The 26,210-nt window shown below is 69.2% G+C and carries 15 protein-coding genes; 5 read left to right on the top strand and 10 right to left on the bottom strand.

Annotated features, from left to right (window positions below; all coding sequences use genetic code 11):
* Positions 1-1,254, bottom strand: coding sequence for a hypothetical protein (locus G6O69_RS19515; RefSeq protein ID WP_172305030.1), 1,254 nt, complete (start codon positions 1,252-1,254; stop codon positions 1-3).
* Positions 1,255-1,502: 248 nt separating this feature from the next.
* On the opposite strand from G6O69_RS19515, the gene G6O69_RS19520 reads away from it, so the two are divergent.
* Both G6O69_RS19520 and G6O69_RS19525 read left to right on the top strand, forming a co-directional pair.
* Positions 1,503-2,312 (top strand): hypothetical protein, encoded by an 810-nt coding sequence (locus G6O69_RS19520; protein WP_172305031.1) that lies wholly within the window; start codon positions 1,503-1,505, stop codon positions 2,310-2,312.
* A 291-nt stretch (positions 2,313-2,603) separates the two neighbouring features.
* Positions 2,604-3,548: a hypothetical protein gene (locus tag G6O69_RS19525; RefSeq protein WP_172305032.1), complete on the top strand. Its 945-nt coding sequence runs from the start codon at positions 2,604-2,606 to the stop codon at positions 3,546-3,548.
* A gap of 234 nt (positions 3,549-3,782) precedes the next feature.
* Here the strand turns inward: G6O69_RS19525 and G6O69_RS19530 are convergent, their stop codons facing one another.
* Positions 3,783-5,483: an alkaline phosphatase D family protein gene (locus tag G6O69_RS19530; RefSeq protein ID WP_172305033.1), complete on the bottom strand. Its 1,701-nt coding sequence runs from the start codon at positions 5,481-5,483 to the stop codon at positions 3,783-3,785.
* Positions 5,484-5,629: 146 nt separating this feature from the next.
* On the opposite strand from G6O69_RS19530, the gene G6O69_RS19535 reads away from it, so the two are divergent.
* Together G6O69_RS19535 and gghA are read left to right on the top strand one after the other, a co-directional pair.
* On the top strand, positions 5,630-8,140 hold the full coding sequence (locus tag G6O69_RS19535; protein ID WP_172305034.1) for a neutral/alkaline non-lysosomal ceramidase N-terminal domain-containing protein: 2,511 nt from the start codon (positions 5,630-5,632) through the stop codon (positions 8,138-8,140).
* A 149-nt stretch (positions 8,141-8,289) separates the two neighbouring features.
* The gene (gene gghA, locus G6O69_RS19540) at positions 8,290-10,695 is read left to right on the top strand and encodes a glucosylglycerol hydrolase (RefSeq protein ID WP_172305035.1); all 2,406 of its coding nucleotides are present in this window, start codon (positions 8,290-8,292) and stop codon (positions 10,693-10,695) included.
* 7 nt (positions 10,696-10,702) lie between these two features.
* Here gghA and G6O69_RS19545 read toward each other — a convergent pair whose 3' ends face one another.
* The 4 genes from G6O69_RS19545 to G6O69_RS19560 all read right to left on the bottom strand — a co-directional run bounded on the left by G6O69_RS19545 (position 10,703) and on the right by G6O69_RS19560 (position 17,994).
* On the bottom strand, positions 10,703-12,259 hold the full coding sequence (locus G6O69_RS19545) for a sodium/solute symporter (RefSeq protein WP_217909869.1): 1,557 nt from the start codon (positions 12,257-12,259) through the stop codon (positions 10,703-10,705).
* The gene (gene ggpS / locus G6O69_RS19550) at positions 12,256-14,565 is read right to left on the bottom strand and encodes a glucosylglycerol-phosphate synthase (RefSeq protein WP_172305036.1); all 2,310 of its coding nucleotides are present in this window, start codon (positions 14,563-14,565) and stop codon (positions 12,256-12,258) included. The genes G6O69_RS19545 and ggpS overlap by 4 nt, the downstream gene beginning before the upstream one ends.
* A gap of 249 nt (positions 14,566-14,814) precedes the next feature.
* Entirely contained in the window at positions 14,815-15,960 is a 1,146-nt protein-coding gene (locus G6O69_RS19555) for a UTP--glucose-1-phosphate uridylyltransferase (protein WP_172305037.1), read from the bottom strand.
* A 189-nt stretch (positions 15,961-16,149) separates the two neighbouring features.
* Complete coding sequence (locus G6O69_RS19560) at positions 16,150-17,994, bottom strand: M28 family peptidase (protein WP_172305038.1); 1,845 nt, start codon at positions 17,992-17,994, stop codon at positions 16,150-16,152.
* Positions 17,995-18,109: 115 nt separating this feature from the next.
* Here G6O69_RS19560 and G6O69_RS19565 point away from each other — a divergent pair, with 115 nt between their 5' ends.
* Positions 18,110-19,102 (top strand): hypothetical protein, encoded by a 993-nt coding sequence (locus tag G6O69_RS19565; protein WP_172305039.1) that lies wholly within the window; start codon positions 18,110-18,112, stop codon positions 19,100-19,102.
* A 3-nt stretch (positions 19,103-19,105) separates the two neighbouring features.
* On the opposite strand, the gene G6O69_RS19570 is transcribed toward G6O69_RS19565, so the two are convergent.
* The 4 genes from G6O69_RS19570 to G6O69_RS19585 form a co-directional block, all read right to left on the bottom strand.
* Positions 19,106-20,023: a metal-dependent hydrolase gene (locus G6O69_RS19570; RefSeq protein ID WP_172305040.1), complete on the bottom strand. Its 918-nt coding sequence runs from the start codon at positions 20,021-20,023 to the stop codon at positions 19,106-19,108.
* A gap of 101 nt (positions 20,024-20,124) precedes the next feature.
* Complete coding sequence (locus tag G6O69_RS19575; protein WP_172305041.1) at positions 20,125-21,591, bottom strand: efflux transporter outer membrane subunit; 1,467 nt, start codon at positions 21,589-21,591, stop codon at positions 20,125-20,127.
* The gene (locus G6O69_RS19580; protein WP_172305042.1) at positions 21,584-24,934 is read right to left on the bottom strand and encodes an efflux RND transporter permease subunit; all 3,351 of its coding nucleotides are present in this window, start codon (positions 24,932-24,934) and stop codon (positions 21,584-21,586) included. Before G6O69_RS19580 ends, G6O69_RS19575 begins: the two co-directional genes overlap by 8 nt.
* Before the next feature lie 6 nt (positions 24,935-24,940).
* Positions 24,941-26,023: an efflux RND transporter periplasmic adaptor subunit gene (locus G6O69_RS19585; protein WP_172305043.1), complete on the bottom strand. Its 1,083-nt coding sequence runs from the start codon at positions 26,021-26,023 to the stop codon at positions 24,941-24,943.
* Positions 26,024-26,210: the final 187 nt, after the last annotated feature.

A 26,210-nucleotide genomic window follows, 5' to 3' on the forward strand; every position in this document is an offset into this window, starting at 1 on the left:
TCACTCGCCGCGCTGCAACAGGCGTTTGCGGCCGGCTTTGCTGTTGGTGGCGCGCTCGCCCAGGCGGGCGCGCAGGGCCTCGGCGCTGGCGCTGGCGACCCGTTCCACGAGATCCGAGTCGGCCAGACTCCGCATACCCCGGAGCTCGTCTTCGTTTACACGCAGGGTGAAGGCCAGAGGAAAGTCACCGCCGAGGCGCTCGAGCGTGGTCTCTGCGGCCTGGAGCATGAGCTTGGATCGCACGCTCATGTCTTCGCCGCCAGACAGCTCGAGCGAGCGCAGCTCGAGGGCGAGGTCGAGCTCGACCTCGGCGGGCTGGTCGGGGGTCGCGGCCGGATGGAGGCGGTTGGTCATGCGTAGATCCGCCTGGCCGCTGGCGCGGATGCCCGCCCGGGCCTCGAGCGGGCGCGCGAGCGCGTCGAGGGGGAGCTCGCGGATCTCGAGGGTGGTCTGGGCCCGACCCTCGAGCTCGGCGCTCGTCAGCTCGAAGGGGAGACCGGCGACCGATCCGCGGCCGCGGCTGTGGGTGAGCAGATCGAAGACCGCGGTCTCGCTGCGCAGCGGCCCGAGGTCGAGCTCGAGGAGCTCGATCTGAAGCGCCCGCGGCGTGGCGGCGCCGTCCTGCGCGATCACGGGGTGGGTGTGGTCGCGCAAGCTCAGCGCCAGCTCGCCCACGTGCATGCGCTCGAGCTCGAAGTCGCGGGCGGGAGGAGGCTGGGCCCGGGCGCCTGCCTCGGCGGCGGCGAGGTGGTCCCAGCTGCCGCGGGCGCCCTCCAAGGACAGCTCCTCGACGGCGAAGTCGAGGCGCAGGAGCCGGGCCGTGTCCATGTCGATGACGAATTCACCGATCTCGAGTTCGAAGCGATCGCTGGGGGCGTCCGCCTGGCCGCGGCGCCCCGCGAGCACCAGATCCTCGAACTCGATCCGCCCGAGGATGAAGCTGCCCTCGACCTTCGTGTAGTAGACCTCGAGATCGTCGCGCTCGTCGACGCGGGCCAGGGACAGGCTGACGAGGGTCTCGAAGAACACGAGGTCGGCGAGCAGCAAGGCCGTGCTCAGGAAGATCAGGCTCCACAGCAGGCGCTTTCGGACGCTGCGCCAGCGGTGCTGGAGCGCCCCGGTGACCGTGCGTCGCCCGAGCAGGACCGCGACGACGGACATGGCCACGCCGAGGGTGAGGTCCAGAGCAATCAGCGCCCACAGCAGCAGCGGGACGGCGAGGAGCTCCGCGACGATGACGAAGAGGGCGTCCATCGGCGTGCTCAGAGGCTGCCACGAGGGCGAGCGTTTGGGCCAGCTCTAGGAGCCGCGTCGAGTTCCACCACGAGCTCTTCGTGCGCGCTCCAGAGGACCGGAGGGGGCTCAGGCGCCGGACCGCCGGTCCCTGACGAGGCGCGAGGAGCCAGGTCACGAAGGCTCACGCGTTGCATTTTGCAGCGGTGAATTACCACATTTGCACGCTGAAAAGCCGTGCTAAGAAGAATGCGCTGATAGGACCGCCGATGCAACGCCACCTGACCTCCTCGCGCACGATCTCCTCCGCTGTCCTCGCCATCGGGCTCACTTTGAGCTGGTCCGTGCCCTCCGTCGCGCTCGCTGGCGCGCCCGCGCTGCCTCCGGAGCCCGCCGCCGAGGTGGCGCCGGCCCCCGCCGCGGAGCCTGCACCGGCGCCGGCGCCCACCGAAGCGATCTCCGTCGCGCCGGCTGCCCAGCCCCAGCCGGCCGCTGCCCAGCCCGCGCCCCAGCCCCAGCCGGCGCCCGCTGGCCAGGCCCAGCCCGGCTACGCTCAGCCTGGCCAGGCCCAGCCGACGAACGGCTTCCCCCAGCCGGGTCAGGGAGAGGCCGCCCCCGGCTTCCCCCAGCCGCAGGGGACTCAGACCGCGCCGCAGGGCCAGCCGGGCACCGTCTACGGCCAGCAGCCTCCGCCGCCCGCGGTCCAGCCCGCGCCCGCGCCTCGGCCGGTGCCGCCGCGCTACAACCGAAACAAGGGCCTGGGCATGACGATCGCCGGCTACTCGATCTTCGGCGTCAGCTACCTGATCTCGGCGGCCTCGGCCACGGCGGTCATCGACGCGGGCGACCCCTACGGCATGGGCCGCCCGATGCTGATCCCCGTCGTGGGCCCCTTCATCTCGGCCGCGCGCTCGCCCTCGGCGACCTTGGGCTTTGGCCTCGGCATGGTCGGCGTGACGCAGCTCTTGGGCCTCGGCCTGGGTGTCGGCGGCACGATCACCCTGGCCAAGGCGCGCCGCAACGCGCCCCCGCCCCCGCAGCTGTCGGCGACGCCTGACGGCCTGATGCTGCGCTTCTAGAGCGGCAATCAGACCACGGGGCCACCCAGACGTGCCTGAGGGGGTGAATCCAAACTGATTGCCGCTCTAGTGTTCGCTCCGGGTTCGACCATTCACGCGGGTGCGACCCGAGACGTTTGACTGGCCAGGCTCGGAGCGCCTCGCGTCGGGCCTTTTTGAGCCTGGGCACTGGGCACGGCTGGGACGGCCAGTCCATGGGTCACTGTCCCGTGAGTTGGCCGCCTTCGTCCGGGTGCTCCCGCGAGAACACTGAGAAATTCGCCGGCACGCGCCTTGCGACGTTCGGCGCCCATGCCCGGCATCCTCCACCAGGCGATCGCGCGCTTGTTCACAGACGAGCCCGCCCTCGGCTTCCGTGCCCTCCGAGAGGTCTTCGACCTCGAGCTCCCGCCGCTCGCGGACATGCGCGCTCATCCTGCGGTCATCGACCGTTTCGCGCCCTGCTTTGGCGACTCGGGTGAGCTTCGTCCGGACGGCGTATTGTCCGGAGACAACCCAGAAGATCCACACGGTGGCGTGGGCATCGTTGTCGAGGTTCAAGGCCGTCCGGATTGTCAAAAAGCGCTGCGCATGTCGGTCTATTGGGCGCTGGTCGCCGAATCACTCGGCTATGTCACGGCGACGCTGGTGCTCTCGCTCTCGGATCGAGTCTCCGCGTGGGCGCGCGCGCTGGGTAGACGCGAGCTACCGCCTCGGGACTGGTTGCTGGTCCTGGACAGGCAGAACATGCCGGTCGTCGAGGCGGTCGAGGATCCCGAGCGTCCAGGCTGGCTGGTGCTCTCGGCCGTCCTGCATGCCGTCCATGGCGACCTTCGAGCGCTGCGGGTAGCGTTGCCAGCAGTGCTGGCGCTCGAGGATGAGCGGCGCTGGCGATACGCCTCCTACCTGTTGTCGGCGGTCGACGACGAGGCGCGAGAGGTGCTCTTGGGAGCGATGAAGATGCAAGATTACGAACTCACCGACATCGAGCTGCGCAGCTTTTTGTACAACGACGGCATCCGAAAGGGCCGGGCCGAGGGCAAGGCCGAGGGCCTCGCGGAGGGACACGCCAACGGCCTGGTCGAGGGGCTTCGCGAGCTGATCTCGACGATCCTCGAGCTGAGGGGGCTGTCGCTGCCGGCGGATCTCCGCGCGCGCCTCGGCGAGTGTACCCACGTGGAGGAGCTCCAGCGCCTGCGAGAGCGGGCCAAGGTCATCGGCGACGCGGGGGCGCTCTTCGCCGGCTCCGAGGCCTGAGTCGCTAGTGTGCGCGGCAGAGGACTTGAAGGGTCCCAGGCGCCGGACCGCCGGTTGCTGACGAGGCGCGAGGAGGGAGTTTGTCGGGCACAAATGACTGACGAGCAACGAAGTCAGCGGCCGGTGCTCCAAGCCTGGGACCCTTCAAGTCCTCTGCCGCGCACACTAGTCACCGCCGCTTCTCCCGGGCTCGCTCGTGGCGAGCGCGGGCGAAGCGGTGGCGGAGGCTCGCGTTCAGGGAGCGAGCACGGGCGGGTCGACCTTCTCGGCGGCCGGCTCGCCAGCCTCGAGCAGCCGCGGCGTCCCGGTCTCGACCGTCCACGCGGCCCCGTGAGTGCTGCCCGAGAAGCCCGGCTGGCCGATCTGGCCGCCGGAGAAGTGCCACCAGTCGGCCTGGATCCGCTCGGCCTTGATGTCCAAGGTGACGTAGCCGCGGTCGAGGGCGTTGACGAAGCGGTTGTGCGGGTTGATGACCCGCAGGGCCGCGACGGTCGCGTCGTCGAGGGACAGACCCGGCGAGGTGATCCCCGGCGTCACGAACTCCACGGTCACGGCGCCCTCGCTGGTCTCGGGGTCATAGTCGACGTAGGGATCAAAGGTGATCTCGTTGGCGAAGGAGGTGTGGATGTCGCCCGAGAGCACGACGACGTCGCTGATCGCCTCGTCGACGATGTGCTGGAGCAGGCGCCGGCGGGCGTCGTCGTAGCCGTCCCACAGGTCGCCCTGGAAGGGTCGGTTGGGCTCGCCGTCCTGGCCGGGCTCGAGGATCAGCTGGCCGATCATCACCTGCTGGGCGATCAGCTTCCACTGGCTGGTGCTGGAGCTCAGGCGCTCGAAGAGCCACGCCTCTTGCTCGGCGCCGAGCATCTGGCGGCCCTCGGCGTACATGCCGGCCAGGCCCTCGGGGGTCGAGGTCGTGAGCTGCTCCTCGCGGCCCTCGTAGCGCGTGTCGAGGACGATCAGGTCGACGAGGTCGCCGTAGGCGAGCTGACGGTAGACCCGGCCCGGCTCCCCCTCGCGCAGGGGCAGCCACTCGAAGTAGGCCTGCGTCGAGGCGGCGCGGCGCTCTACCCAGCTGCCCTCGGTGTCTGGGTCGTGGTTCTCGGCGCCGTCCATCCACCCGTCGTTGCAGGTCTCGTGATCGTCCCAGGTCACGACGAAGGGGTGCTGACGGTGGACCTCGGCGCAGTCGGGGTCGCTGCGATAGTGGCGGTAGCGTCGGCGGTAGTCGTCGAGGGTCACGCACTCGTGGGGCGGGTCGTACTCCCGGACCTCGCCATAGATGAACGAGCCGTACTCGTACATGTAGTCACCGACGTGGACGATCAGATCGAGGTCGGCGCGCCCGGCCATCTCGCTGTAGGCGTGGAAGTAGCCGTGGCCGTAGCTCGAGCACGAGCACAGCACCATGCGCAGGTGATCGCTCGCGCCGGCCGGGGCCGTGCGCGTGCGTCCGATCGTCGAGACCCGACCCTGGGCGTAGAAGCGGTAGTAGTAGGTCGTCGCCGCCTCGAGGCCCTCGAGGTCGATCTTCATGGTGTAGTCGCGCGCAGCCGTGGTCGCCTCGGGGATGTAGTCGGCCGCGACCCGCTCGCTGAATTCGGGGTCGAGGGCGACTTCGAAGAAGAGCTCCACGTCCTCGTCCGCAGTCGGGCTGACCCGGGTCCAGAGGATCACCGAGTCGGCGAGGGGGTCCCCGCTGGCCACGCCATGAGCGAATATGCCCTCGGGGCCGAGCTCGCCATCCCAGCTGTATTCGGGCAGATCGTCGCCCCCCGTGGTGTCGGTGCCCTCATCGGTGTCCTCAGTGCCGTCGCCCCCTTCGTCGTCGTTGGCGGCGTCATCGCCCCGGCAGGCGGCGCTGAAGCTGGGGATCAGGGTGGCCGCGCCCAGCAAGCTGGCGCGACGGAGGAGCTCTCGTCGTGTAATGCTCATGGCTAGATCTTCTTGGGTAGACCTGGCCAGCATCCCCTCTGGGCCGTGGCCCTGTCGAGCGGTGGGATCTCCGCGATTCGAGAGTCGACGTGTGGTCGATGAACGACGCTTTTCGCCATAGACCAGGTCGTCGTAGATTCGTGGCCATGGCCGATTCTGCACCAAACTCCAAATTCGTCTGGCTCGCTGTCCCTGCGCTATTCGCTCTGGCGTGCGGTGACGACACGGTCGGCGCGAGCGATGAGGTCTCGGCCACCGAGACGGCCGGGACCAGCGGGAGTGAGGATGAGATCGGTGACACACAGCCGGAGACGAGCAGTGACGGTGTCGACACGAGCGAGAGCGAGACCGAGGCGGACGAGAGCGAGAGCGGCGAGACCACCGGCGGCATGCCGACGCCGCTCCAGGCGGGTGTCGCCATGCGTCACCTCGATCGCCCCGTGGGCATCTCCTTGGCCGGCTACGGCGGGCGCGTGGGTGGGACCGACACGCCGTGGAGCGGGCTGTTTTGGGGGACCCGCGGGCTCTACAACTTCCCCACAATCAAGGCGATGGTGCTCGAGTCCGACGAGGGCGAGCGGCTGATCATGATGAAGACCCCGATGATGAGCGCCGAGTCGGGGATCACGGACGCGGTCGCGGCCAAGTACGAGGCGCTCTACGGCGAGGACCTGCGCGGGCGGATCATCATGGGCGGGACGCACTCCCACCACGCCCACGGCCGCTACTGGCGGCTGCCCGACATCTTCGGGGCCGTGGGCGCGGACACGGCCGACGAGGAGGTGATCGACCTGATCGCCACGGCCTTCGCCGAGACCATCCACGACGCCGTCGAGAACATGGGCGACGCCGAGTGGGGCTACACCTACCTCGATGATTGGGATCCCGAGGACAAGGTCTATCGCGACCGCCGCAGCGGCAACAACCCGATCTACGGCAAGGACCCGCGGCTGACGGTGCTCGGCCTGCGCCGCCCCGACGGGACCCCGCTCGCGGCGCTGTTCAACTTCGGCATCCACGGGATCTCCGTGGCCTACGAAAACGAGCTGCTGACCGAGGACGCGCCTGGGGCCCTCGAGCTCGAATTCGAGGAGTACTTTTATCAGCAAAGCGGCGAGCCGATCTTTGGCTTCTTCGCCCAAGCTGGTGGCGGCGACGCCTCGCCGGGCGGCGGGTTCCTGGGCCACGACGCGCCCACGCAGAAGACCGAGCTGCTCGGGATGGTCGCCGCGCCGGTGATCTACGACGCCTTCCAGAGCCTCGAGTGGGACGACGACCCGGAGATCGTCGTGCAGTCGCGGCGCGTGGACCTGAGCTACGAAAAATTCGGTTACGACGAGAACGGCGAGTTCTCGGGGCTGATCCTCGACATCATCCCGATCGACTACGAGTGGGGCGGCTGGCAGTGCACCGGCGTCGAGGAGGACGACGACCTCGAGACCAGCATGGAGGGCGAGCCCAAGCAGTGCATCCCCATCGACACCTTGCTGATCGGCAACGATCTGCCGCACGCGGAGATCCACCAGACCTATCTGAGCGTGGCGCGGCTCGGGCCGCTGTTCATCATGTCGATGCCCGGCGAGCCGGCCTACTCGATCGTCAAGTACGCGCGCGACGAGTTCGCGGCGGTGATCGGGGACGAGCCCCTCGACCTCATGGTCTGGGGCTACTCCCAGGATCACCTGCTCTACTTCACGGCCCCCGACGACTGGTATCAGGGCGGCTACGAGTCGGAGATGAGCCTGTGGGGGCCCTACGGCGGCAGCTTCATGGTCGACACCAACATGTCGATGATCGAGCAGATCCTCGTGGGCAACATCGGGCCCTCGCTGATCGAGGAGAGCCCGACGCTGGCCGAGACCGACTCGTTCTCGCCGCGCGGCGTGGAGGTCAGCCAAAACGCCGGCGATGATCTGCTGGCCATCGCCAGCGAGCGCCAGCGGACCGAGCGCGTGCGCTGGCGCTTCGGCGCCGGCGACCCGACCCTGGGCGCGCCGATCGTCCGCGTCCAGGTCGACGCCGGCGAGGGCGAGTTCGTCGACGTCCCGCACCCCGCGGGCTGGGCCGGCCGGGCCTACGACAACACGCGCAACGAGATGATCACCCACTACGATCCCGACCCCGCGCCCAACGGAGACGTCGCCGTCGGCCGCAAGCACGAGTGGTGGGTGGACTGGGAGGTCCCCGCGGACTGGCCGGCGGGCGTCTACCGCCTCGTGGCCAGCGGGCCCTACTTCAACGGCACCATGGAGACCACCTTCGAGTCCGCGAGCGGCGAGTTCATGGTCGTCCAGCACGCCCAGGCCGAGCTCGCGGCCAACCTCGTCGACGCCGAGACCCTGGCGCTGAGCCTGGTGCTGCCCCAGCCGGAGCTGGTCATGGACGACACCTGGCCGGTCTACGGCTGGCGCCTGCACGACGCCTGGCACGCCCCCGAGGACGACATCCACGTGCGCGCGCCCCTGAGCTTGCAGTTCATCGTCGACGGCGAGGCTCAGGCCGAGACCTGGGCGGCGGAGTACGACGTCCAGCTCGACGCCTACGTGTTCGACTTTGCCCAGACCGGCATCGATCCCGAGGCCGATCTCGAGGTCGACGCGTGGCTGGCGAGCGACCACGTGGCGAGCCCGATCTCGGCGACGGTCGCGAGTCTCTGAGCGCCGCGCTCGACGACTAAATGGCTGCTGGGTGGCCGTCTGACCGCGCTCGCGGGTCCGGCGGCTGCCCGCGCCGTCGTGGACGGGCCGCCGCGCGTCGCGTTTTGTGGTAGGGGCAAGGTCATGAACCCGTGGGAGGCTCATTCACATTGACGCAGGCTGAAGATCTGTTCATCGAGCGCCTGGAGGAGGAGACCACGGCGCTGGTCGCCTGGTGCGACCGTCTGCTGACCAACGGCGAGGACCCTGCCCACGCCATGGACCACATCGCCCAGCGCCTGGGCGCGACGGTGCGCCACGAGGGCGAGCGGACTTGGGTGGAGTTCGGGCTGTGGAGCCCGGACCTCGACGCCCTCGGCGTGGCCCCGGGGGACGTCTACCTCGAGCTGCTGATCGACGCGGACGACGCGCTGGACCTGGCGGTCAGCCAGCAGGAGGTGGCGCTGCGTCGGGTGCTGATCCCCATGCAGCGATCGGGGCGCTTTTTGTGGGCCGCGGTCAGCGGCGTGCCCGTGGGCAGCCGCGCGCAGCTCGGCGCGCTCTACTGGCTGCGCTTCCGCGATCGTGACGGCGAGTGGCGGACCGGGGCCGATCACCTGGCCCGCTCGCTGCCCTTCGGCGCCTTCGGACCCGCGGAGGTCTACGACGTCGAGGCGATGCACGCCCAGCGCGGGGACCTCGACTGGTACGCGAAGATCGGGGCCAAGGACGAGGACCGCGAGGCGCCCCGGATCGCGCCGCCGATCAACCTGCTCGAGGTCCACATCGGCACGGCCTCCTCGGGGGGCACGGTAGCGAGCCTGACCCGCCGGCTGCGGCGGATCGCCCAGCGCGTCGAGGCGGGCCGCCCGCTGACCCCAGCCGACGAGGTCTGGCTGGGCTACGAGGCCGTCCAGCTCATGCCGGTCCACCCCACGGTGGTCTTCGAGGGCGGCCCGGCCTTCTTCGAGGCCGCGGACGAGCAGGGCGAGACCCTGGCCGAGTCGGTGAATTTCGTGCTGCGCCGGCCGACGACCACCAACTGGGGCTACGACGTGGTCATCAGCGGCTGCGGGGCGATCAACCCGGCGCTGCTCGAGTCCCGCCGCCCCGACGAGCTCGTCGACCTGCTCGAGATCCTCCACGCCTTCCCCAAGGGCGGGATCAAGGTGGTCCTCGACGTCGTCTTTGGTCACGCCGACAACCAGGCCATCGGTCTGCTGACCCCCGAGTTCTTCGCGGGCCCCAACATGTACGGCCAGGACCTCGCCTACCGCCACCCGGTGGTCCGCGCGATCCTGCTCGAGATGTACCGCCGGCTCGTCGACTTCGGCTTCGACGGCGTCCGGGTCGACGGCGCGCAGGACTTCAAGATCTGGGACCCCGAGGCCCAGGTCCTGCGCCACGACGACGCCTTCTTGCGGGCCATGAGCCTGTCGGAGCAGTCCGTCGCCGGCCGCCGCTATCGCCCGTGGATGATCTTCGAGGACGGCCGCCCGTGGCCGCGCGAGGACTGGGAGCTGGCCAGCACCTACCGCGCGGTGATCGAAGATCAGGTCCACGACCCCGAGGTCTTCCAGTGGGGGCCGCTGACCTTCGCCCACAACACGCCCTTCCTCTACACCTTCTGGATCAGCAAGTGGTGGCGGGTGCTCGAGATCGTCCACCACGGACAAAACTGGATCACCGGCTGCGCCAACCACGACACCGTGCGGCGCGGCGCCCAGCTGAGCACCAAGCTCAACATCAACACCCGCCTGGGCGACACCTACTGCGCGATCCTCGATCACGCCTACGACCACCCCGCGGCCAACCTGCTGACCCACGGGATGCTCTCGGGCGTGCCCATGGACTTCCTCAACGCGAGCATGCGCGCGTCTTGGGGGTTCATGCGCAACACCGACGACCGCTACGGCGTCAAGCTGATGGCCGAGGAGAGCAGCTTCTTGATCTGGCAGGTCGACGACATGTCCTACAACAAGGTCGGCCGCTTCCCGCGGCTCAAGGCCTTCGGCTTCGAGCACGTCGACGACCTGCGCGCCTTCGTGAAGGTGCTCGAGGCGGGGGTCGAGGCCACGGACTACGACCTCGACGCGATCGCCGACATCATGCGCGTCAGCACCTTGCGCCTCGAGGGCCCGCGGGTCGTCGACGTGCCCACGCTCAAGCGCGTCGCCCGGGCGTTCATGGACGACCTGCACGACTACTGCAACGTCTCGCACTACGTCGCCGAGCTCGACCCGGCCCAGGTCCACTTCAACCTCAGCCTGCGTCGCTTCCGGCGCGAGCGTCCGTGGCTGCGCGGGGCCTTCGAGTCGCAGGATCACTTCGATCGTCGCTGGCCGGCGGACGGCACCGTGCTCTTCCGCGGCTGGCGAAAGGGCCCCGATGGCGAGCAGGTCGGCTTCGTGGCCAACATGGAGGGCGCGCCCGTGGAGGTCGTGCCCGCCAAGCTGCTGGCCGGGGCCGGCGAGGGCTGGAGCCTGGCCCTGGCGACCCCGCACACGCTGTGCGAGGACGTGAACGAGCCCGTGGTCCTGCGCGACAGTCAGGGCCTGCTGCTGACGCGCCGCTGAGCGCGAGCTACCAAAACGCGAGCACCAGCCCCAGCGTCGCCGCGGTCAGCACGATCGCGCCGACGCGGACGGGGCTGGGGGCCGGCGTGTAGCTGGCCCTGGCCACGGCCGCGCGCTGCTCGGGGCTGGCCGCGGGCAGCTTGGCCAGCGCCTGCCAGGCGAAGATCGCCGCCACGGTCAGGGCGAAGAGCCCCCCGGCGACGATCGTGAAGTGGACCTCGTGCCAGCCGAGCTGCGCGCCCACGAAGAGCAGCGCCGAGATCAGGTGCCCGCTGACCACCCCGCGCAGCGCCGCCTTGGTGCCCACGCGCGCGCTGAGGAAGGCGACGGCGAACACCGCGACCAGCGGCGGCGTGACATAGGCGAAGGTCTGCTGGAGGTAGGCGAAGAGCCCGGGAAAGTTGTCGATCATCGGGGCCCAGATGGCGGCGATGACCATCAGCGCGCCGGTGCACAGCCGCCCCCAGCGGGCGAGCTGCTCGCGGCTGGCGTCGGCGCGGCGCGGCTGCACGAAGTCGACGATGACCAGGGTCGAGGCCGAGTTGAGCGTGGAGTCGACGCTCGACATGATCGCGGCCATCAGTCCGGCGATCAGCAGGCCGGCCAGGCCCGGCGGGGCGAACTCGGCGACCAGGCGGGGGAAGACCGTGTCGGGCCGGGCGAGGTCCGTGAACAGGGCCGCGGCCATGGCCCCGGGCAGGACCATGATGAACAGCGGCAGCAGCTTGAGGGCCGCGGCGATCAGCGCCCCGTAGCCGGCCGAACCGACGTCGCGGGCGCCGAGCAGGCGCTGGGCCACGTACTGGTTCATGGTCCAGTAGTAAAAGCCGAGGATAGGCAGGCCGATCAGCGTGCCCAGCCAGGGCAGGGCGGGGTCGTCGATCGGGCGGATCAGCGAGAGGTGCTCGGGGTCGATGGCGGCCTCGACCTGGGTCCAGTCGAAGTCGAAGCGCGCGAACACCAGGCCAGCGAGCAGCGCCGAGGCGACGAGCAGCACGCAGGACTGGAGCACGTCGGTGTAGGCCACGGCGCGCAGGCCCCCGAAGGCCGTGTAGAGCCCGGCGAACACGGCCAGCCCCGCGCAGGTCGGCGCCAGCGAGAGCCCGGGGATGAACAGCATCAACACCAGCGCGCCGGCGTAGAGGCTGCCGGCGGTGTCGAGGACCACGCTCAAGAACAGCGAGCTGGCCGAGAGGTACTTGCGCATGCGCGCGTCGAAGCGCTGCTCGAGCAGCTCGGGCACGGTGGTCAGGCGCCGGCCGATGAACACCGGGAGCACGAACACCGCCGTGAACAGCAGGACCAGCGCGGCCATCCACTCGTAGTTGGCCACGGAGATCCCGTGCTCCCAGGCCGCGCCGGGCAGGCCGATCAGCGTGGTCGAGGAGATGTTCGAGGCGAAGAGCGACAGCCCGATCACCGCCGGGCCGAGGCTGCGCCCGGCCAAGAACAGCTCGTCGACGTCGGGGGAGCGCCGGCTGACCCACGCGCCCACGGCGAGGACGACCAGCGCGTAGCCGATGAGGATGGCGTAGTCGACGGTGTGTAGTGAGGCGCCGCTCACGAAGCGAGGTCTTTGCGGACCGGCGGCTCGGGCTCGCGTCCGCGCTCGCGCTCGCGCTCGCGCTCTTTGTTGCGCGCCGCGACGGCGTCGACCGCCGTCATGAAATCGTCACCCCAGCGCGCGATGTCGTAGTAGCGGACCGAGTCGTAGGCCTCGGACAGGCGCTGACTCGCCTCCTCGGGGCTGAGGGTGAGCGCGAGGTGACAGGTCGAGACCATGTCGTTGGGGTCGTGGGGGTTGGTGAGCAGCGGACCGCGCAGCTCGGCGGCCGCGCCGGCGAACTCCGAGAGCACGAGCACCCCCTTGCCGCCGGTGAGCCCCTGGGTGGCCACGAATTCCTTGGCGACCAGGTTGAGGCCGTCGCGCAGGGGCGTGACCCAGGCGACGGAGGCGGCGGCGTAGTAAGCGACGAGGCGCTCGAAGGGCACGGCGCGGAAGAAAAAGCGCAGCGGGGCCCAGTCGAAGCGGCCGAAGCGGCCGTTGATCCGCCCGACGGTCTGCTCGATCTGGATCTGGAGCTCCTCGTAGATCGTCATGCCCTTGGCCGCGGGCACGCAGATCGTCAGCAAGGTGATCTCGCCGTGGAGCTCGGGGTGCTCGTCGAGCAGGCGCTCATAGGCCTGGAGCTTCTCGAGGATGCCCTTGGTGAAGTCGAGGCGCTCGACCGAGAGGATCATTCGGGTGTCGCCGAGCTCCTCGCGCAGCTCGCTGATGCGCGCCTGGATGTCCTCGCGCGCCAGGGCCCGCTCGACCCGCTTGAGGTCGAGGCCCACGGGGTGAGCGCCGATCCCGATGCGCCGGCCGGAGACCTCGATCTCGGCGGTCATCTCGTCGAGGCCCACGGCGCAGCCGTAGGTGAAAAAGCGCGGCGCGCAGTTGACCTTCTCGACGATCTCGATCGGCATCACCCCGCGCGCGACGTCGACGAAGTTCTCGGCCTGGCGCGGGATGTGAAAGCCGATGTAGTCGCACTGGAGCAGGCTGCCGACGATCTGTCGGCGCCAGGGCAGCACGTTGAACACGTCGGCCGAGGGGAAGTAGGTGTGGTGGAAGAAGGCGATGGTGACGTCGGGGCGGGCCTCACGGAGGTAGGCCGGGACCATCCACAGGTTGTAGTCGTGGATCCAGACCACGGCGCCCTCGGCGGCCTCGGCCGCGGCGCGCTCGGCGAAGCGGCGGTTGACGTCGAGGAACACCGGCCAGTGCTCCTCGTCGAAGCTCGCGCGCTCCCAGAAGGTGTGCAGCGTCGGCCAAAACGCCTCCTTGGAGAAGCGCTTGTAGAACACCTCGACGTCCTCCTCGCTCAGGCCGACGCGGGCGGCGACGAGCTTGGGGTAGTCGCGGGTGTCGACCTCGGTGTGGACCTCGAACTCGCCGTAGCGAGGATCGTCGATGGCCCAGGCGACCCACGAGCCGGCCTTGCCGTCGGCGAAGAAGCTCAGCAGCGTGGGGATGATCCCGTTGGGTGAGCGCGGGCGCCGGCGCTTGCGCACGCCCTTGTCGACGAACTCTTCATAGGGCAGCCGGTGATAGACGATCACGAGGTCGGCCTTGCCGGGCTCGGCGACGACCTCGAGCTCGGCCTCGATGCCCTCGCGGTCGAGGAAGCCAAAGTGCTCGAGGGCCTCGACGATGCCGCCGGCTCCAGGCTCGCGCGCGTGATAGACGTTGGGCAGCTTCTGCGTGGCGAGCAGCAGGCCCTCCTCGGAGTCGCCCACGCACACGCCCTCGAAGCCGTGCTCATACATGGATAGATCGTTGAGCGTGTCACCGGCGACCATGACGTCCTTTTTGGGGTCGAGGCCGAGGTGCTCGATGAGGCGCGTCAGCGTGCTACCTTTATTCACACCGGGCGGTAACACATCGAAGTATTTGCCGGCCGAGAACAAGATGTCACAGCCGAGCTTGGCGACGATCTCGCGGACCTCGTCGTCGATGTGGTGCTCATCGCAAAAATAAGAGCAGCGTCGCTCCTGAGGCACCTCTTGATGCTGGAGGCCCTCGATGTGCGCGAGCGAGTCGGAGACGAGCCGACGTCCGGGCCAGACCTCGTCAATTGGGCCCTGAACGGGCCCCACGGGCTGCTGCGTGTCTCCATGGACGATCGTCGCGCCGACATCACAGATGATGTAGTCGGGCTGCGGGATCGTCGGATCCGCGAGCAGCGGGAGCACGTCCTCGAGCCCCCGACCAGTCACGAACGCGAGATCGATGTCCGGCCTGGAGCTGATGAGTTGATAGAGCCTCATGCGGGCCTCTTGGTCGCCGCCGAGGAATGTTCCGTCGAGATCTGTTGCTAATAACATAACGCTGGGCACATCGTGTCAGTGACGAGTGATTGTCGTCAGTGTCACGAGCGCCATTCGTGCCGTGTTGGCGGGTAACAAACGTTGTATTGCGCGCACTATAACAGAGTTTGTCCGAAAAGACCAGCGTGCACGGGGCGCCGTCAAGTGGTGACTCGGCGTCAGCGTGAACTGACGGCGAGTCACCACTCATGAAGCGCGATGTGGCGCTGCAATGTGAAGGGGCTTCGCGACGAGAGCGCAATGACGCTAGCGACCGGAGCGCTCGACGTGACGCTGGATCCACGGCTGCGCCGCGGCCAGGTCATCGCGCGTCTTGATCGGCATGAAGCGACGCGCGCGATCGACCTCGACGTAGGCGGTCGATGCAAACTCGGTGATCTGCCCGATCAGCCGCTCGAACTGGACGATCGCCAGGCTCTCGCCATCCCAGTCCACGCTGCGCTGGACGGGGAAGTAGGTCAGCGGCGGGCGGCTGCCGAGGGCGTCGATGGTCAGCCACAAGGTGTTGGTGTTGAAGTGGCCGTAGCGCGTGGGATCGGTGTCGCTGGGCAGGCGGAAGCCCTCGACGATCACCGGGCGACCGTCGACCTCGGCGATGCAGCCACCGACGTCGCCGGGGCTGCGGCGAACGACCTCGACGCTGACCTGCGCGCCCTCGTCGGCGGCCGCGAGGTGGAGGCCGACCTGCATGGGGTCGAGGGTCGCGCCGAGGTTGTCGACGTTGGAGATCAGCACGTGCCGGACGCCGCGCTCGCGCAGGCGCTCGACCACGCCGCTGGCCACGACCTGCTCGAGGGTGTCACCGTGCCCCGGGGCGGCGAAGACCTCGTTGAGCGGGCGCCCAGCCGCGTTTTCGCGGGTATAGAGCGGCGCGCCCTGGAGGTCGATGCGCGGGAGCACGGACTGGTCGAAGCTCAGGCGCTCGGCGGGGGCGATGCCCGACCACTCGATGGCCGCGAGGTGGGCGTCGCTGGCCTCGCGGGTCGCGAAGGAGCACATCACGACCGCGGGGATCTTGGCGTCGAGGCGCTCGCCGAGGGCGTGGACGTCGGCCAGCTTGAGGGCCAGAAAGCTGCGCGAGGGCTCGCCCGCGATGGCCGGGACCACGCCCTTGACCACGCCGCCAAAGCGCGTGGCCAGGCCGCCGTTGAGGATCAAGGTGGCGACCTCTCCGGCGCGCAGGGCAGCCTCGCCCGCGGCCGCCAATTCGGCGATCTCGGCGTCCGTGCTGGGCAGCTGGACGAGCCGGCCGTCGTCGGGGCTCAGGGCCTTGGGGGGCTCGGGGAGGCGGGCCTTCTCGCGGCTGAGCGCGCCGCGCAGGAAGTCCTCGCGGAGGCTGGCGAAGCGCTCGCGGTCATAGGGGAGCGGTGCATCATCGGGTGTCGAAGTCATTGGTGCGATGCAGCCATTGTTTAAAAAGTCGCCGGCGATGTCGAGGCGGCGGCGCGGCGGCGCGTGTCAGCGTGGGACGCGAACGCCCGCGAGCGCGCAGCTGTGGCCGCGTCGAGACAAAATCGAAGCGCGAGGCTGCGCGAGTGATCGCCCAGCGTCGCGCCGCTTGGTCACGAAAGTGAAGGGGGCTCAGTGAGGTGAGGGCGCCGTCGGAACGAGCGCGCCGGTCATCCGCTCGCCGTCGCGGAGGTACTCGATCTCGACCTCGACGCCGGGCTCGAGCTCGCCAAAGCAGGCCATGTAGTCGTCGATGTTGTGGACCTCGCGGGCGCCGATGCGGGTGATGACGTCGCCCTTTTGTAGGCCGGCCAGGGCCATCGGCCCGCCCTCGCGCACGCCGGCCAGGGCCAGGCCGTCGACGTCGCGGCCATAGTCGGGCATCGAGCCCAGGGACACCTTGAAGGCCCTCCGCCCGGCGCTGGGTCGCTCGACCTCGACGAAGGTCAGGGGGTCGCAGCGCTGCATCAGGCCCACGAGCACCCGCCCGGCGAGCTCGCCGACGCGCGCCGTGCCCTCGGTGTTGAGCGTGTCGAGGTCGTCGCTGGGCTTGTGATAGTCGTCGTGGGAGCCGGTGAAGAAGTGCAGCACGGGCACGCCCTCGCCGTAAAACGAGGCGTGGTCCGAGGCCCCCCACCCGCTGGGGTCCCCCTCGAGGACCAGGGCCTCGACGTCCGCGCCTTCAGCCGCGCCCTCGCCACCGCCGTTGGCGGCCTGGACCAGCGCCGGCCACTCCTCGGCGCTGCCCTGGCCGTTGACCATCAGGCGCTCGCGCAGGCGCCCGACCATGTCGAAGTTGAGCATCGCCATGATCCTGGCGCGCTCGGCCGCGTCGAAATTCTCGACCATGAACTTGCTGCCGAGCAGGCCCATCTCCTCGGCGCCGAAGGCCACGAACACGAGGTCGTGGGGGCGCTGCGCCGGGGGGATCGCGGCCATGGCCTCGGCGAGCGCGAGGATCACCGCCACGCCCGAGGCGTTGTCGTCGGCGCCGTTGTGGATGGCGTGCACGCCCGGGGTCAGCGAGCTCGAGGTGCCCATGCCCAGGTGGTCCATGTGCGCGCCCACGTAGATGCGCTTGCGCTCGGCCTCGGGGTCGCTGCCCGGGAGCACGCCGATGACGTTGGCGGTCTCGAGGATCACGGGCTCGATCGGCGTGCTCAGGCCGAAGGCCTTGCGGCTGGTCGCGCCGAGCTTGGGCGGGGCCTCGCCGCGGGCGCGCAGGGCCTGGCGCAGCGCGGCGCTGCCCGACTTGCCCACGAACACCGCGGGGACCTCGAGCTCGCTGAACTGGCCGTGGTTGGGCAGGGGCGCGTCGCTGTTGGGATCCCAGAGCACGAAGCCCACGGCGCCGCGATCTCGGGCGGCGATCAGCTTGCCCTGGGGGCGGCTGCGCGCGGGGTTGGCGTGGGGATTTTTACTGCCGACGAGAGCGACCACGATCGCGCCCTTGACCTTGGCCTCGATGCCCGCGTAGTCGCCGGCGTCCTCGCCCTCGCCCGCGACGCCCTCACCCACGAACACCAGCTTGCCCTCGACCCCCGCCTCGCCGCTGTCGTGGCCGAAGGGCAGCAGCGCGTGCGCGAGGCCGGGCGCGTCCGGCTTGGCGCCGCGCTCGGCCAGGCGGCTCGACTGACCATCGCGCAGGGCCACGCCGTCGCCGACCTCGAAGTGCTGGACGAAGGCCTGCCCCGCCTCGGCGCCGGGCTGCAGACCGGCGGCCTGCATGCGCTCGATGATCCACGCCTGGACGGCCGCGTCGTCCTCTCCGCCCGGGGGCCGGCCGCCCTGGGCGTCGTCGGCCAGGAAGGCCACGGAGGCGTAGATGTCTTCGGCCGAGAGCTGGGGGTTCGCGGGCGCGGGGGTCTCGGACTGGGCCTCGGGCTGCGCGGGGGCGAGGGGGGCCGGCGTGGGCTTGGCGCAGGCCACGCTCAGGGCGAGGGTGAGGAGCGCGACGTGGAGCGAAAAAGAGCGCATGGCCGGAAGGTACCCGCCTGGGCGCAGGGCCGGCCAGCCCCGGGCCGAGCTGCGCTCGAGGGACGCGAGCGCCAGCGTTGGCCGTGTTGGCGGACGATCGCGTAGATTGTCGCCCGTGCGCCGAATCTCGCCCGTGATCGTGCCTTTGCTCCTGGCCGTGAGCGCCTGCTCCTCCGCCTCGAAGCAGGGGGAGCAGGCCCAAGACGGGCAGGCCCACTCGGGTTCGCCGGACCAGGCTGCCGAGCAGGCGCAGGTTCAACCCGAGCCGAAGCCGGCGCCCGCCGCCGAGGCGCCCGCGGGTCCGCGGGTGGAGATCGGCAACCGCGGCGAGCCCTGCCAGCGCACCTTGTGCATCGCCGGACCCGGGCCGCTCGACCAGGGCGCGAACCGAGACCTGCGCGAGCTCTGCCATCAGTCGCCGGGCGTGGTCCGGCGCTGTGAGGGCCAGGGGGACGAGCAGGTCTGCTTCAGCTTGTGGTCGGGGCAGGACTGGCGCGAGGGCATGGACGGCTTGATCACGAGCATGGACCAAGACGGCGACGGGAAGGTCGGCGAGGGGGATCCGGCGTGCTCGATCTACGCCGTGGGCTGGTCGACCGGGGCGACCCTCGCCGGGGACGCGCTGCCGAAGGCGCTGGCCGACGACCCGCGCGTGGGCGAGGGGCGGGGGGAGATCGAGCGGATGGTGCTCATCGCTCCCTACGCGCCGGGGCAGGACACGCTCGAGATCCCCGGATCGGTGCGCAACGCGTGGATCTATCGCAACACGAAGTCACCGGAGGGGGACTGCTCTCGGGCCTTCGAGGGCGGGCCGTGGTTCAGCCCGAAGCCGGTGTGCGGGGAGGGGACGCAGTGCTGGGACTACGACTACTCCTACGAGCCTCAGCTGGCGTTCTTGAGCCGCCAGGGGGCGCGCTCGGGGGCGGTGATCGGGCACTGCAACATGGCGTCGGTCGTGGCGAAGATCGGCTTGTTCAACTTGATCGGCGGGCAGGAGGCGTGGGCGGATCAGACGCCGCGCTTTAGTGATGGGACGCCCAGCGGGGCCGAGCGTCGGCACCCGGATGAGCCGCCGGGGCTGCGGCTGCCGCCGCCAAACATGGACTGACGCTCAGGCGTAAAGCCGGCCAATCTCATCGAGGTAGCGCGCCGCGAGCTCGTCGTTTCCGGTGTCCGCGGGATGAAAGCCCGGCCTGAGGTACTGAAGCAAGGCCCCGGCCATGCGTCCCCCGCTGGCGTGCCCGCTCTCGATGGCGTGCTTGTACTCCCGGGCCAGCCGCCCCCAGTCGAGCTCCGGCTCCTGGCGCAGCAAGATGATCGTCGCCATCACCCAAAAGCCCCCGAGCAGCGCCGCGCCAGCAAAGGCGCCCGCGGCCCGCAGCGCGTAGCTGTCGTCCACGGCCTGGAGCACGTCGAAGGCCACGTCCTTGTGCTCGATCTCCTCCGCCGCATGCCACAGCAAGAGCGCGGCGATCTCCGGCGGGGTCCGGGTCTCGAAGAAGCGCGTGCTCAGGGCGTGCTCGGCCAGGGTCGCCGTGAAGTGCTCGAGGGCGGCGGTGATCGCCAGGCGCAGCTTGGGGTGGACGCGCGGCTCGAGCCACTCGTAGGCCATGCGCTGATAGGGGACCAAGAAGGCGTCGACGTCGTAGCCCTGCTCGCGGAGGATCTCGAAGAAGCGCTGGTGCTCCTTGGCGTGCTGGCCCTCCTGGCCAAAGAAGCGCTTGACGCGTTCGTGGAGCGCGGGGTCGTCGAGGCTGTCGAGGTAGCAGTTCACGCTGCGCACGAAGAAGCGCTCGCCGGCGGGGAAGAGCAGGTTGACGCCGTTGGCGAGGGCGGTGCCCATCACGCTGCCGTCGAGCCAGTGCCGGGGCAGGGCGCCGGCGTCGAGGGCCGCGGCGAAGTCGAAGTCCATGCGCCGGATGACCGGCGCGCGCTCGCTGTTGGCGGCGCGCGAGCTCGGGCTGGAGGCGGCCCGCTCGCGGGCTCGGAAGCGCTCGATCAGGTGGCGGGGATCGACAGACAGCTCCATGACGACCCCAGCTTAGCAGCTCGATCGCGCCCGCGCGCCCGCAGCCCGCGAGCCACGGCGTTGACTGTGTTCGAGGTCTTCGCCCTCACCCTCGATTCGCCTCACTCGCTGCGCCAGCCGCCTCCGAGCGCGCGATAGAGCCCCACCCGGGCCTGAAGCTGGAGCTTCTCGAGCTCGATCAGCTCCATCTCGGCGTCCAGGGTATCGCGGCGAGTCATCAGCACCTCCATGTAGTCGGCCCGCGCCGAGCGATAGAGGGTGTTCGAGATCTCGGCGGCCTGGCGCAGGGTCTCGACCTGCTGCTGGACCCGGTCGTAGCGCTCGGCGAGGTTCTTGGTCATCGCCATGTAGTTGACGACCTCGGTGAAGGCCGAGAGCAGGGCGCGCTCGAACTCGAACACGGCCTGGATCTGCATGGCGTTGGCCTTTTGATAGTCGGCCTTGATCGCGGCGCGGTTGAGCAGCGGCGCGACCAGGCTGCCGGCGAGGCTGTAGATCAGCGACTGCGGCGTGTCGACGAGGTGGCGGGCGTTGAAGGCCTGGTAGCCGAGCTCGGCGTCGATGCTCAGCGAGGGGTAGAAGCGGGCCTTGGCCGACTTGACGTCGAGCTTGGCGGCCTCGAGCAAGCGCTCGGCCCGGCGCACGTCGGGGCGGTTGTCGAGCAGCTCGGCGGGGATCCCCGCGGGCAGGTCGAGAGAGGTGCCCGCGTGGAGGCGCGCCGCGTCGCGCTCGACGTGCTGGGGGTAGCGACCGACGAGCAGGTTGATGCGGTTCTCGGCGACGACCCGGCGCTGCTCGAGGTCGAACTTCTTGCCCTGGTTCTCGAGCACCTCGGCCTGGAACTTCTGCACGGCGAGCTCGGTGGCCCGCGCGGCCTGCTTCTCGAGCTTGACGATCTTCAGCACGTCCTGCTGGAGCGCGATGTTGCGATCGATGACCTCGAGCTGAGCGTCGAGGGCGAGCAGCTCGTAGTAGGCGTCGGCGATCTCGGCGATGATCTGCGTGACCAGGAAGTTCCGGGCCTCGACGCTGGCCAGGTAGCGCTGGTTGGCGGCCTTGGCCGCGTTGCGCAGCTTGCCCCAGACGTCGAGCTCCCACGAGGCCGAGACCCCAAAGCCGAGGTCCGGGAGGTTCGCCGCCACGCCGTGGCTCTCGTCGCTGACGCCCTGGCTGGTGAAGCGCCCGACCTTCTCGATGCCCCCGCCGACCCAGCCGTCGAGCTTGGGGATGTACTCACCGCGGCGCGCGGCGATCTCGGTCTGGGCGATGATGATCTCCTGGAGGCTGATGTTGAGCTCCTGGTTGTTGTCGAGGGCCTCCTCGATCAGCGCGCGCAGGTGCGCGTCGGCGAAGAACTCCTCCCACTTTTGCTGCGCGGCGGCGGTCGTCTCGCCGCCCGCGTCGACCTCGACCTGCTCGCCCCAGCTGTCCGGTGGCTCGCGGTCGGCCTCGCGCGGCGGGTTGTTGGCGAGGTAGCTCGCGCAGCCGCCCGCGGGCAGGAGCGCGACGAGGGCCAGGCCAGCGAGGGCGCGGCGGGCCCGCTTCAGGGTCGAGGGGCGGCTAGGCATCGTGGTCCTCCTCGTTCTCGGGCGCGCGGCGAGGTGTGGCGGCGAGCTCCTGCGAGTGGGCGGGCGCGTCCGAGACGGCGCTGCTTGGCTCGCTCGAGCGTTCGACCGCGGGCATCTGCAGCTCCGGGGGCGTGTCCTCGTCCGGGAGGGTCTCCCGGATGCGGACGCCGGAGGGCTCGGGCAGGTTCGCCTCGTGCTCCGAGAGCGGCTCGTGGTCCTGGTCGCGGATCAGCTGCTCGCGGTCCGCGAGCTTGCCAAAGATGTAGTAGAGGCCGGGGACGATGACCACGCCGAAGAGCGTGCCGAAGAGCATGCCGCCCAGGGCCGAGGTGCCGATGGTCCGGTTGCCGATGGCCCCGGGTCCCGAGGCGCTCGCCAGTGGGAGCAGGCCCGCGATGAAGGCGAAGGAGGTCATCAAGATCGGGCGGAAGCGGGCGCGCGCGCCCTCGATCGCCGAGTCGAACACGGAGCTGCCCTTGCGGTGCTCCTGGACCGCGAACTCGACGATCAGCACGGCATTCTTGCCGAGCAGCCCCACGAGCATGACCAGGCCGACCTGGGCGTAGATGTCGTTGGCCAGGCCCATGGACTCGAGCAGCAAGAACGAGCCGAACACGCCGGCCGGGAGCGAGAGGACCACGGCCAGGGGCAAGATGAAGCTCTCGTACTGGGCGGCGAGCACGAGGTAGACGAAGGCGAGCACGATCATGAAGATGTACAGCGCCTCGTTGCCGCGCCGAGCCTCGTCGAAGGACAGGCCCTCCCAGGCCACGTCGTAGCCCCGCGGCAAGACCTCGGCCGCGACTTCTTCGACGGCCTTGATGGCGTCGCCGCTGGTGTAGCCGGGCGCCGGCGCGCCGCGGATCGCCGCGGAGTTGTAGAGGTTGTAGCGGGTGATCTCGTTGGGCCCCTGGCGCTTGTGGATGGTCATGAAGGCCGAGTAGGGGACCATCTCGCCCTTGTCGTTCTTCACGTACATCTCGAGGATGTCCGAGGGCATGCGCCGAAACTCGGGCGCGGCCTGGGTGTAGACCTTGAAGAAGCGCCCGAAGCGGATGAAGCCCTGCTCGTAGGTGCTGCCGATCATGATGTCGAGGTTCTCCATGGCCGCGCCGATGGAGACGCCCTTTTGCATCGCCAGCTCGTTGTCGATCTCGAGCTCGTACTGCGGGTAGTTGGCGGCGTAGAAGGTGAACAACCCGGTGATCTCCGGGCGCTCGCGCAACTTGGCCATGAACTCCTGGTTGATGCGATCGAAGTCCTGGTAGTCGGTCGAGTTGGTCTTGTCGAGCAGGCGCAGGGCGAAGCCGCCGGCGGCGCCGTAGCCGGGCACGGCGGGCGGCTCGAAGAACTCGATGACCGCGCCGAGGTCCTTGGTCTTCTCCTCGAGCTCCTCGATGATCTCGTGGACCGAGTGCTCGCGCTGACTCCAGTCCTCGAGGCTGATCAGGCAGGTGCCCGCGTTCGAGCCGCGACCCTCGGTGAGGATCTCGTAGCCGGCCAGCGAGGACACGGACTCGATGCCCTCGACGTCCTCGGCGATGGCCTGGAGCTGGTGCGAGACCTCGTTGGTGCGCTCGAGCGTGGCCCCGGGCGGGGTCTGGACGATGGCGTAGATCATGCCCTGGTCCTCGTTGGGCACGAAGCCGGCGGGCAGGGTCAGGCTGACGGCGATGATGCCCCCGACGAAGGCGAGCAGCAGGCCCACGGTCAGCGCGCGGCGTTTGACGGTCTTGCGCAGCACGCCGACGTAGACCGAGGTGCCCTTCTCGAACACCCTGTCGAAGCCGTCGAGGCCGCGACGCAGCAGCGTGCGCCGCTTGTGCCCGCCGTGACCGTGGCGCTCGAGGATCATCGCGCACAGCACCGGGGTCAGGGTCAGCGCGACCATGCCCGAGAGCACGATCGAGGTCGCCATGGTGATCGAGAACTGGCGGTAGAAGATGCCGACCGGGCCGGACATGAAGGCCACGGGCACGAACACCGCGGCCATCAGCACGGTGATCGCGATGATCGCCCCGCTGATCTCACCGAGCACGCGCTTGACCGCTTGGTAGGGCGAGATGTCCTCCTCGGCCATCTTGGCGTGCACGGCCTCGACGACGACGATCGCGTCGTCGACGACCACGCCGATCGCAAGGACGAGGGCGAACAAGGTGATCAGGTTGATCGAGATCCCGAACGCGGACATGAAGATGAACGCGCCGATCAGCGAGACCGGGACCGCGAGGGTCGGGATCAGCGTCGAGCGCCAGTCACCGAGGAACACGAACACGACCAGGGCGACGAGCACGAAGGCCTCGCCGAGGGTGTGCAAGACCTGCTCGATCGACGCGTCGAGGAAGCTCGAGACGTCGTAGCTGATCTTGTAGTCCATGCCCGGCGGGAAGGAGTCGCCGCGGATCTCCTCGAGCTTGTCCTTGACCTGCTCGATGACCTCGCTGGCGTTGCTGCCGTAGGTCTGCTTGAGCACGATCGCGGCCGAGGGGTGGCCGTCGAGGTTGGAGTAGATGTCGAAGAATTCGCTGCCGAGCTCGACCTTGGCCACGTCCTCGAGGCGCAGGGACTCGCCCTCGGCGTTGGCGCGCAAGATGATCTTCCCGTACTGCTCTGGCTTGTTGTAGCGGCCCTGGTAGACGAGCACGTACTCGAGCGACTGGGCCTGCTTGCCGGAGCTGCGACCCAGGCGCCCGGGCCGGCCGATCACGCTCTGCTCGTCGATCGCCTTCATGACGTCGTCGGCCGAGATCCCGTAGGCGCGCATGCGATCGGGGTCGAGCCACACGCGCATCGCGAACTGCCGGCTGCCGAGGATCTTGGCGTTGCCGATGCCCTTGATGCGCTTGAGCTCTGGCAGGATGTTGATGTTCGCGTAGTTGTAGAGGAACTTCTCGTCGGCCTCCTCGTCGGTGCTGTACAAGTTGACGTACATCAACATGCTCGGCTGCACGCGCGAGACGACCACGCCCTCGAGCTGGACCAGCGGGGGCAGGCGGTTGAGCACCTGGTCGACGCGGTTCTTGACGTTGACGACGGCGCGGTTGGGGTCGGTGCCGAGGTCGAAGACCACCTGGATCGTCGCCTCGCCGGCGCTCGTGGCGTCGGAGATCATGTACTTCATGTTCTGCACGCCGTTGATCGAGCGCTCGAGGGGGATCAGCGTCGACTTGACGAGCACGTCCGCGCTCGCGCCCGGGTAGGCGATGGTCACGATCACCCGCGGCGGGGCGATCTCGGGGAACTGCGACACGGGGCGCTCGCGGATCGCCAGCGCGCCGAGGAATACGACGATCAGCGACAGGACGATGGCGAGGACGGGGCGGTGGATGAATTTCTCGAACATGTGCAGCTACTCCGCGTGCAGCTGAAGCTGGTCGAAGGCCTCGGCGGGGGCCTGGTACTCGACCTCGATGGCTTCGCCCTCGTGGACCTTGCGCAGGCCCTCGAGCAGGATGTGATCGGACTCTTCGAGCCCCTCGGAGATGATGTAGCGATGGGGGAGCTCGGCGGCGACGGTGATCGCCCGCGAGTGGACCACGCCATCCTCGCCGACGACGTAGACGTAGTGGCGATCGAGGATCTCGAAGGTCGCCTTTTGGGGGATCTGCAGCGCGCCCGGCAGCGGCATGGTCATCAGCACCTTGCCGGTCTCGCCGTGGCGCAGCAGGCCCTCGGGGTTGGGGAAGCTGGCTCGAAACGCGATGTTGCCGGTCTCGTTGTCGAAGTCGGCCTCGATGGTCTCGATCTTGCCGGGCTCGGAGAACAGCTCGCCGGTCGCCATCTGGAGCTGGACCGCGCTGAGATCCTCGGTCTGGGAGCGGCGCTCGTAGTCGAGGTACTCGCGCTCCGAGAGGTTGAAGTAGGCCCACACGGTGCTGTTGTCCGAGAGCGTGGTCAGCAGCTCGCCCTCCTCGAGCAGGCTGCCCTTGCGGGCGAAGAAGCGGCCCATGATCCCGGAGAAGGGCGCGTGGATCTCGGTCAGCTTGCGGTGCGCGGAGGCGAGCTCGAGCTCGGCCTTGGCGCGGTGGAGCTTGGCCCTGGCGAGGGCGAGCTCGCTCGGGGAGACCACGTTCTCATCGGCGAGCAGCTTGGCGTTGTCGAACTCGATGCCGGCGAGCTCGGTCTCGGCCTTGGCCTTGCTGACCTCGGCCTGATAGATGATCGGCATGATCTGGAACATCAGCTCGCCCTCCTCGAGCTGCTGGCCCTCGTCGACGAAGATGTCCTCGAGGTAGCCACGCTCGAGCGCGCGCAGCTCGATGTGTTGGATCGCGCGGATCTGAGCGACGTACTCGTGGGTCAGCTCGGCGTCCTCGCGCAGCGGGCTGGTCACCAAGAAGGTGCCGGCCTCTTCCTTGGTCTGGTGTTGCGCTCGGCAACCCATCACCGTGAAGGCGACGAGCAGCAGCGTGATCAATCGAAGTCGAAGCATGGTTGGTCTCGGACGGTCGCGCGCTGGGGGCGACGAAAGCCGAGGCCTTGCATGCGCTGTTCCAGACCTTCAACGGGTCGTGAGAGCGCGTTGCCAGGGAGGAGCGCCGCGCGAGAGGGCAGCGTCGCCGCGGTGAAGCGAGGAGAAGCTCCTCGCTTCGTTCAACCTCTCCGCGGATTCAGGACTC

It is taken from the genome of Pseudenhygromyxa sp. WMMC2535 (assembly GCF_011083025.2).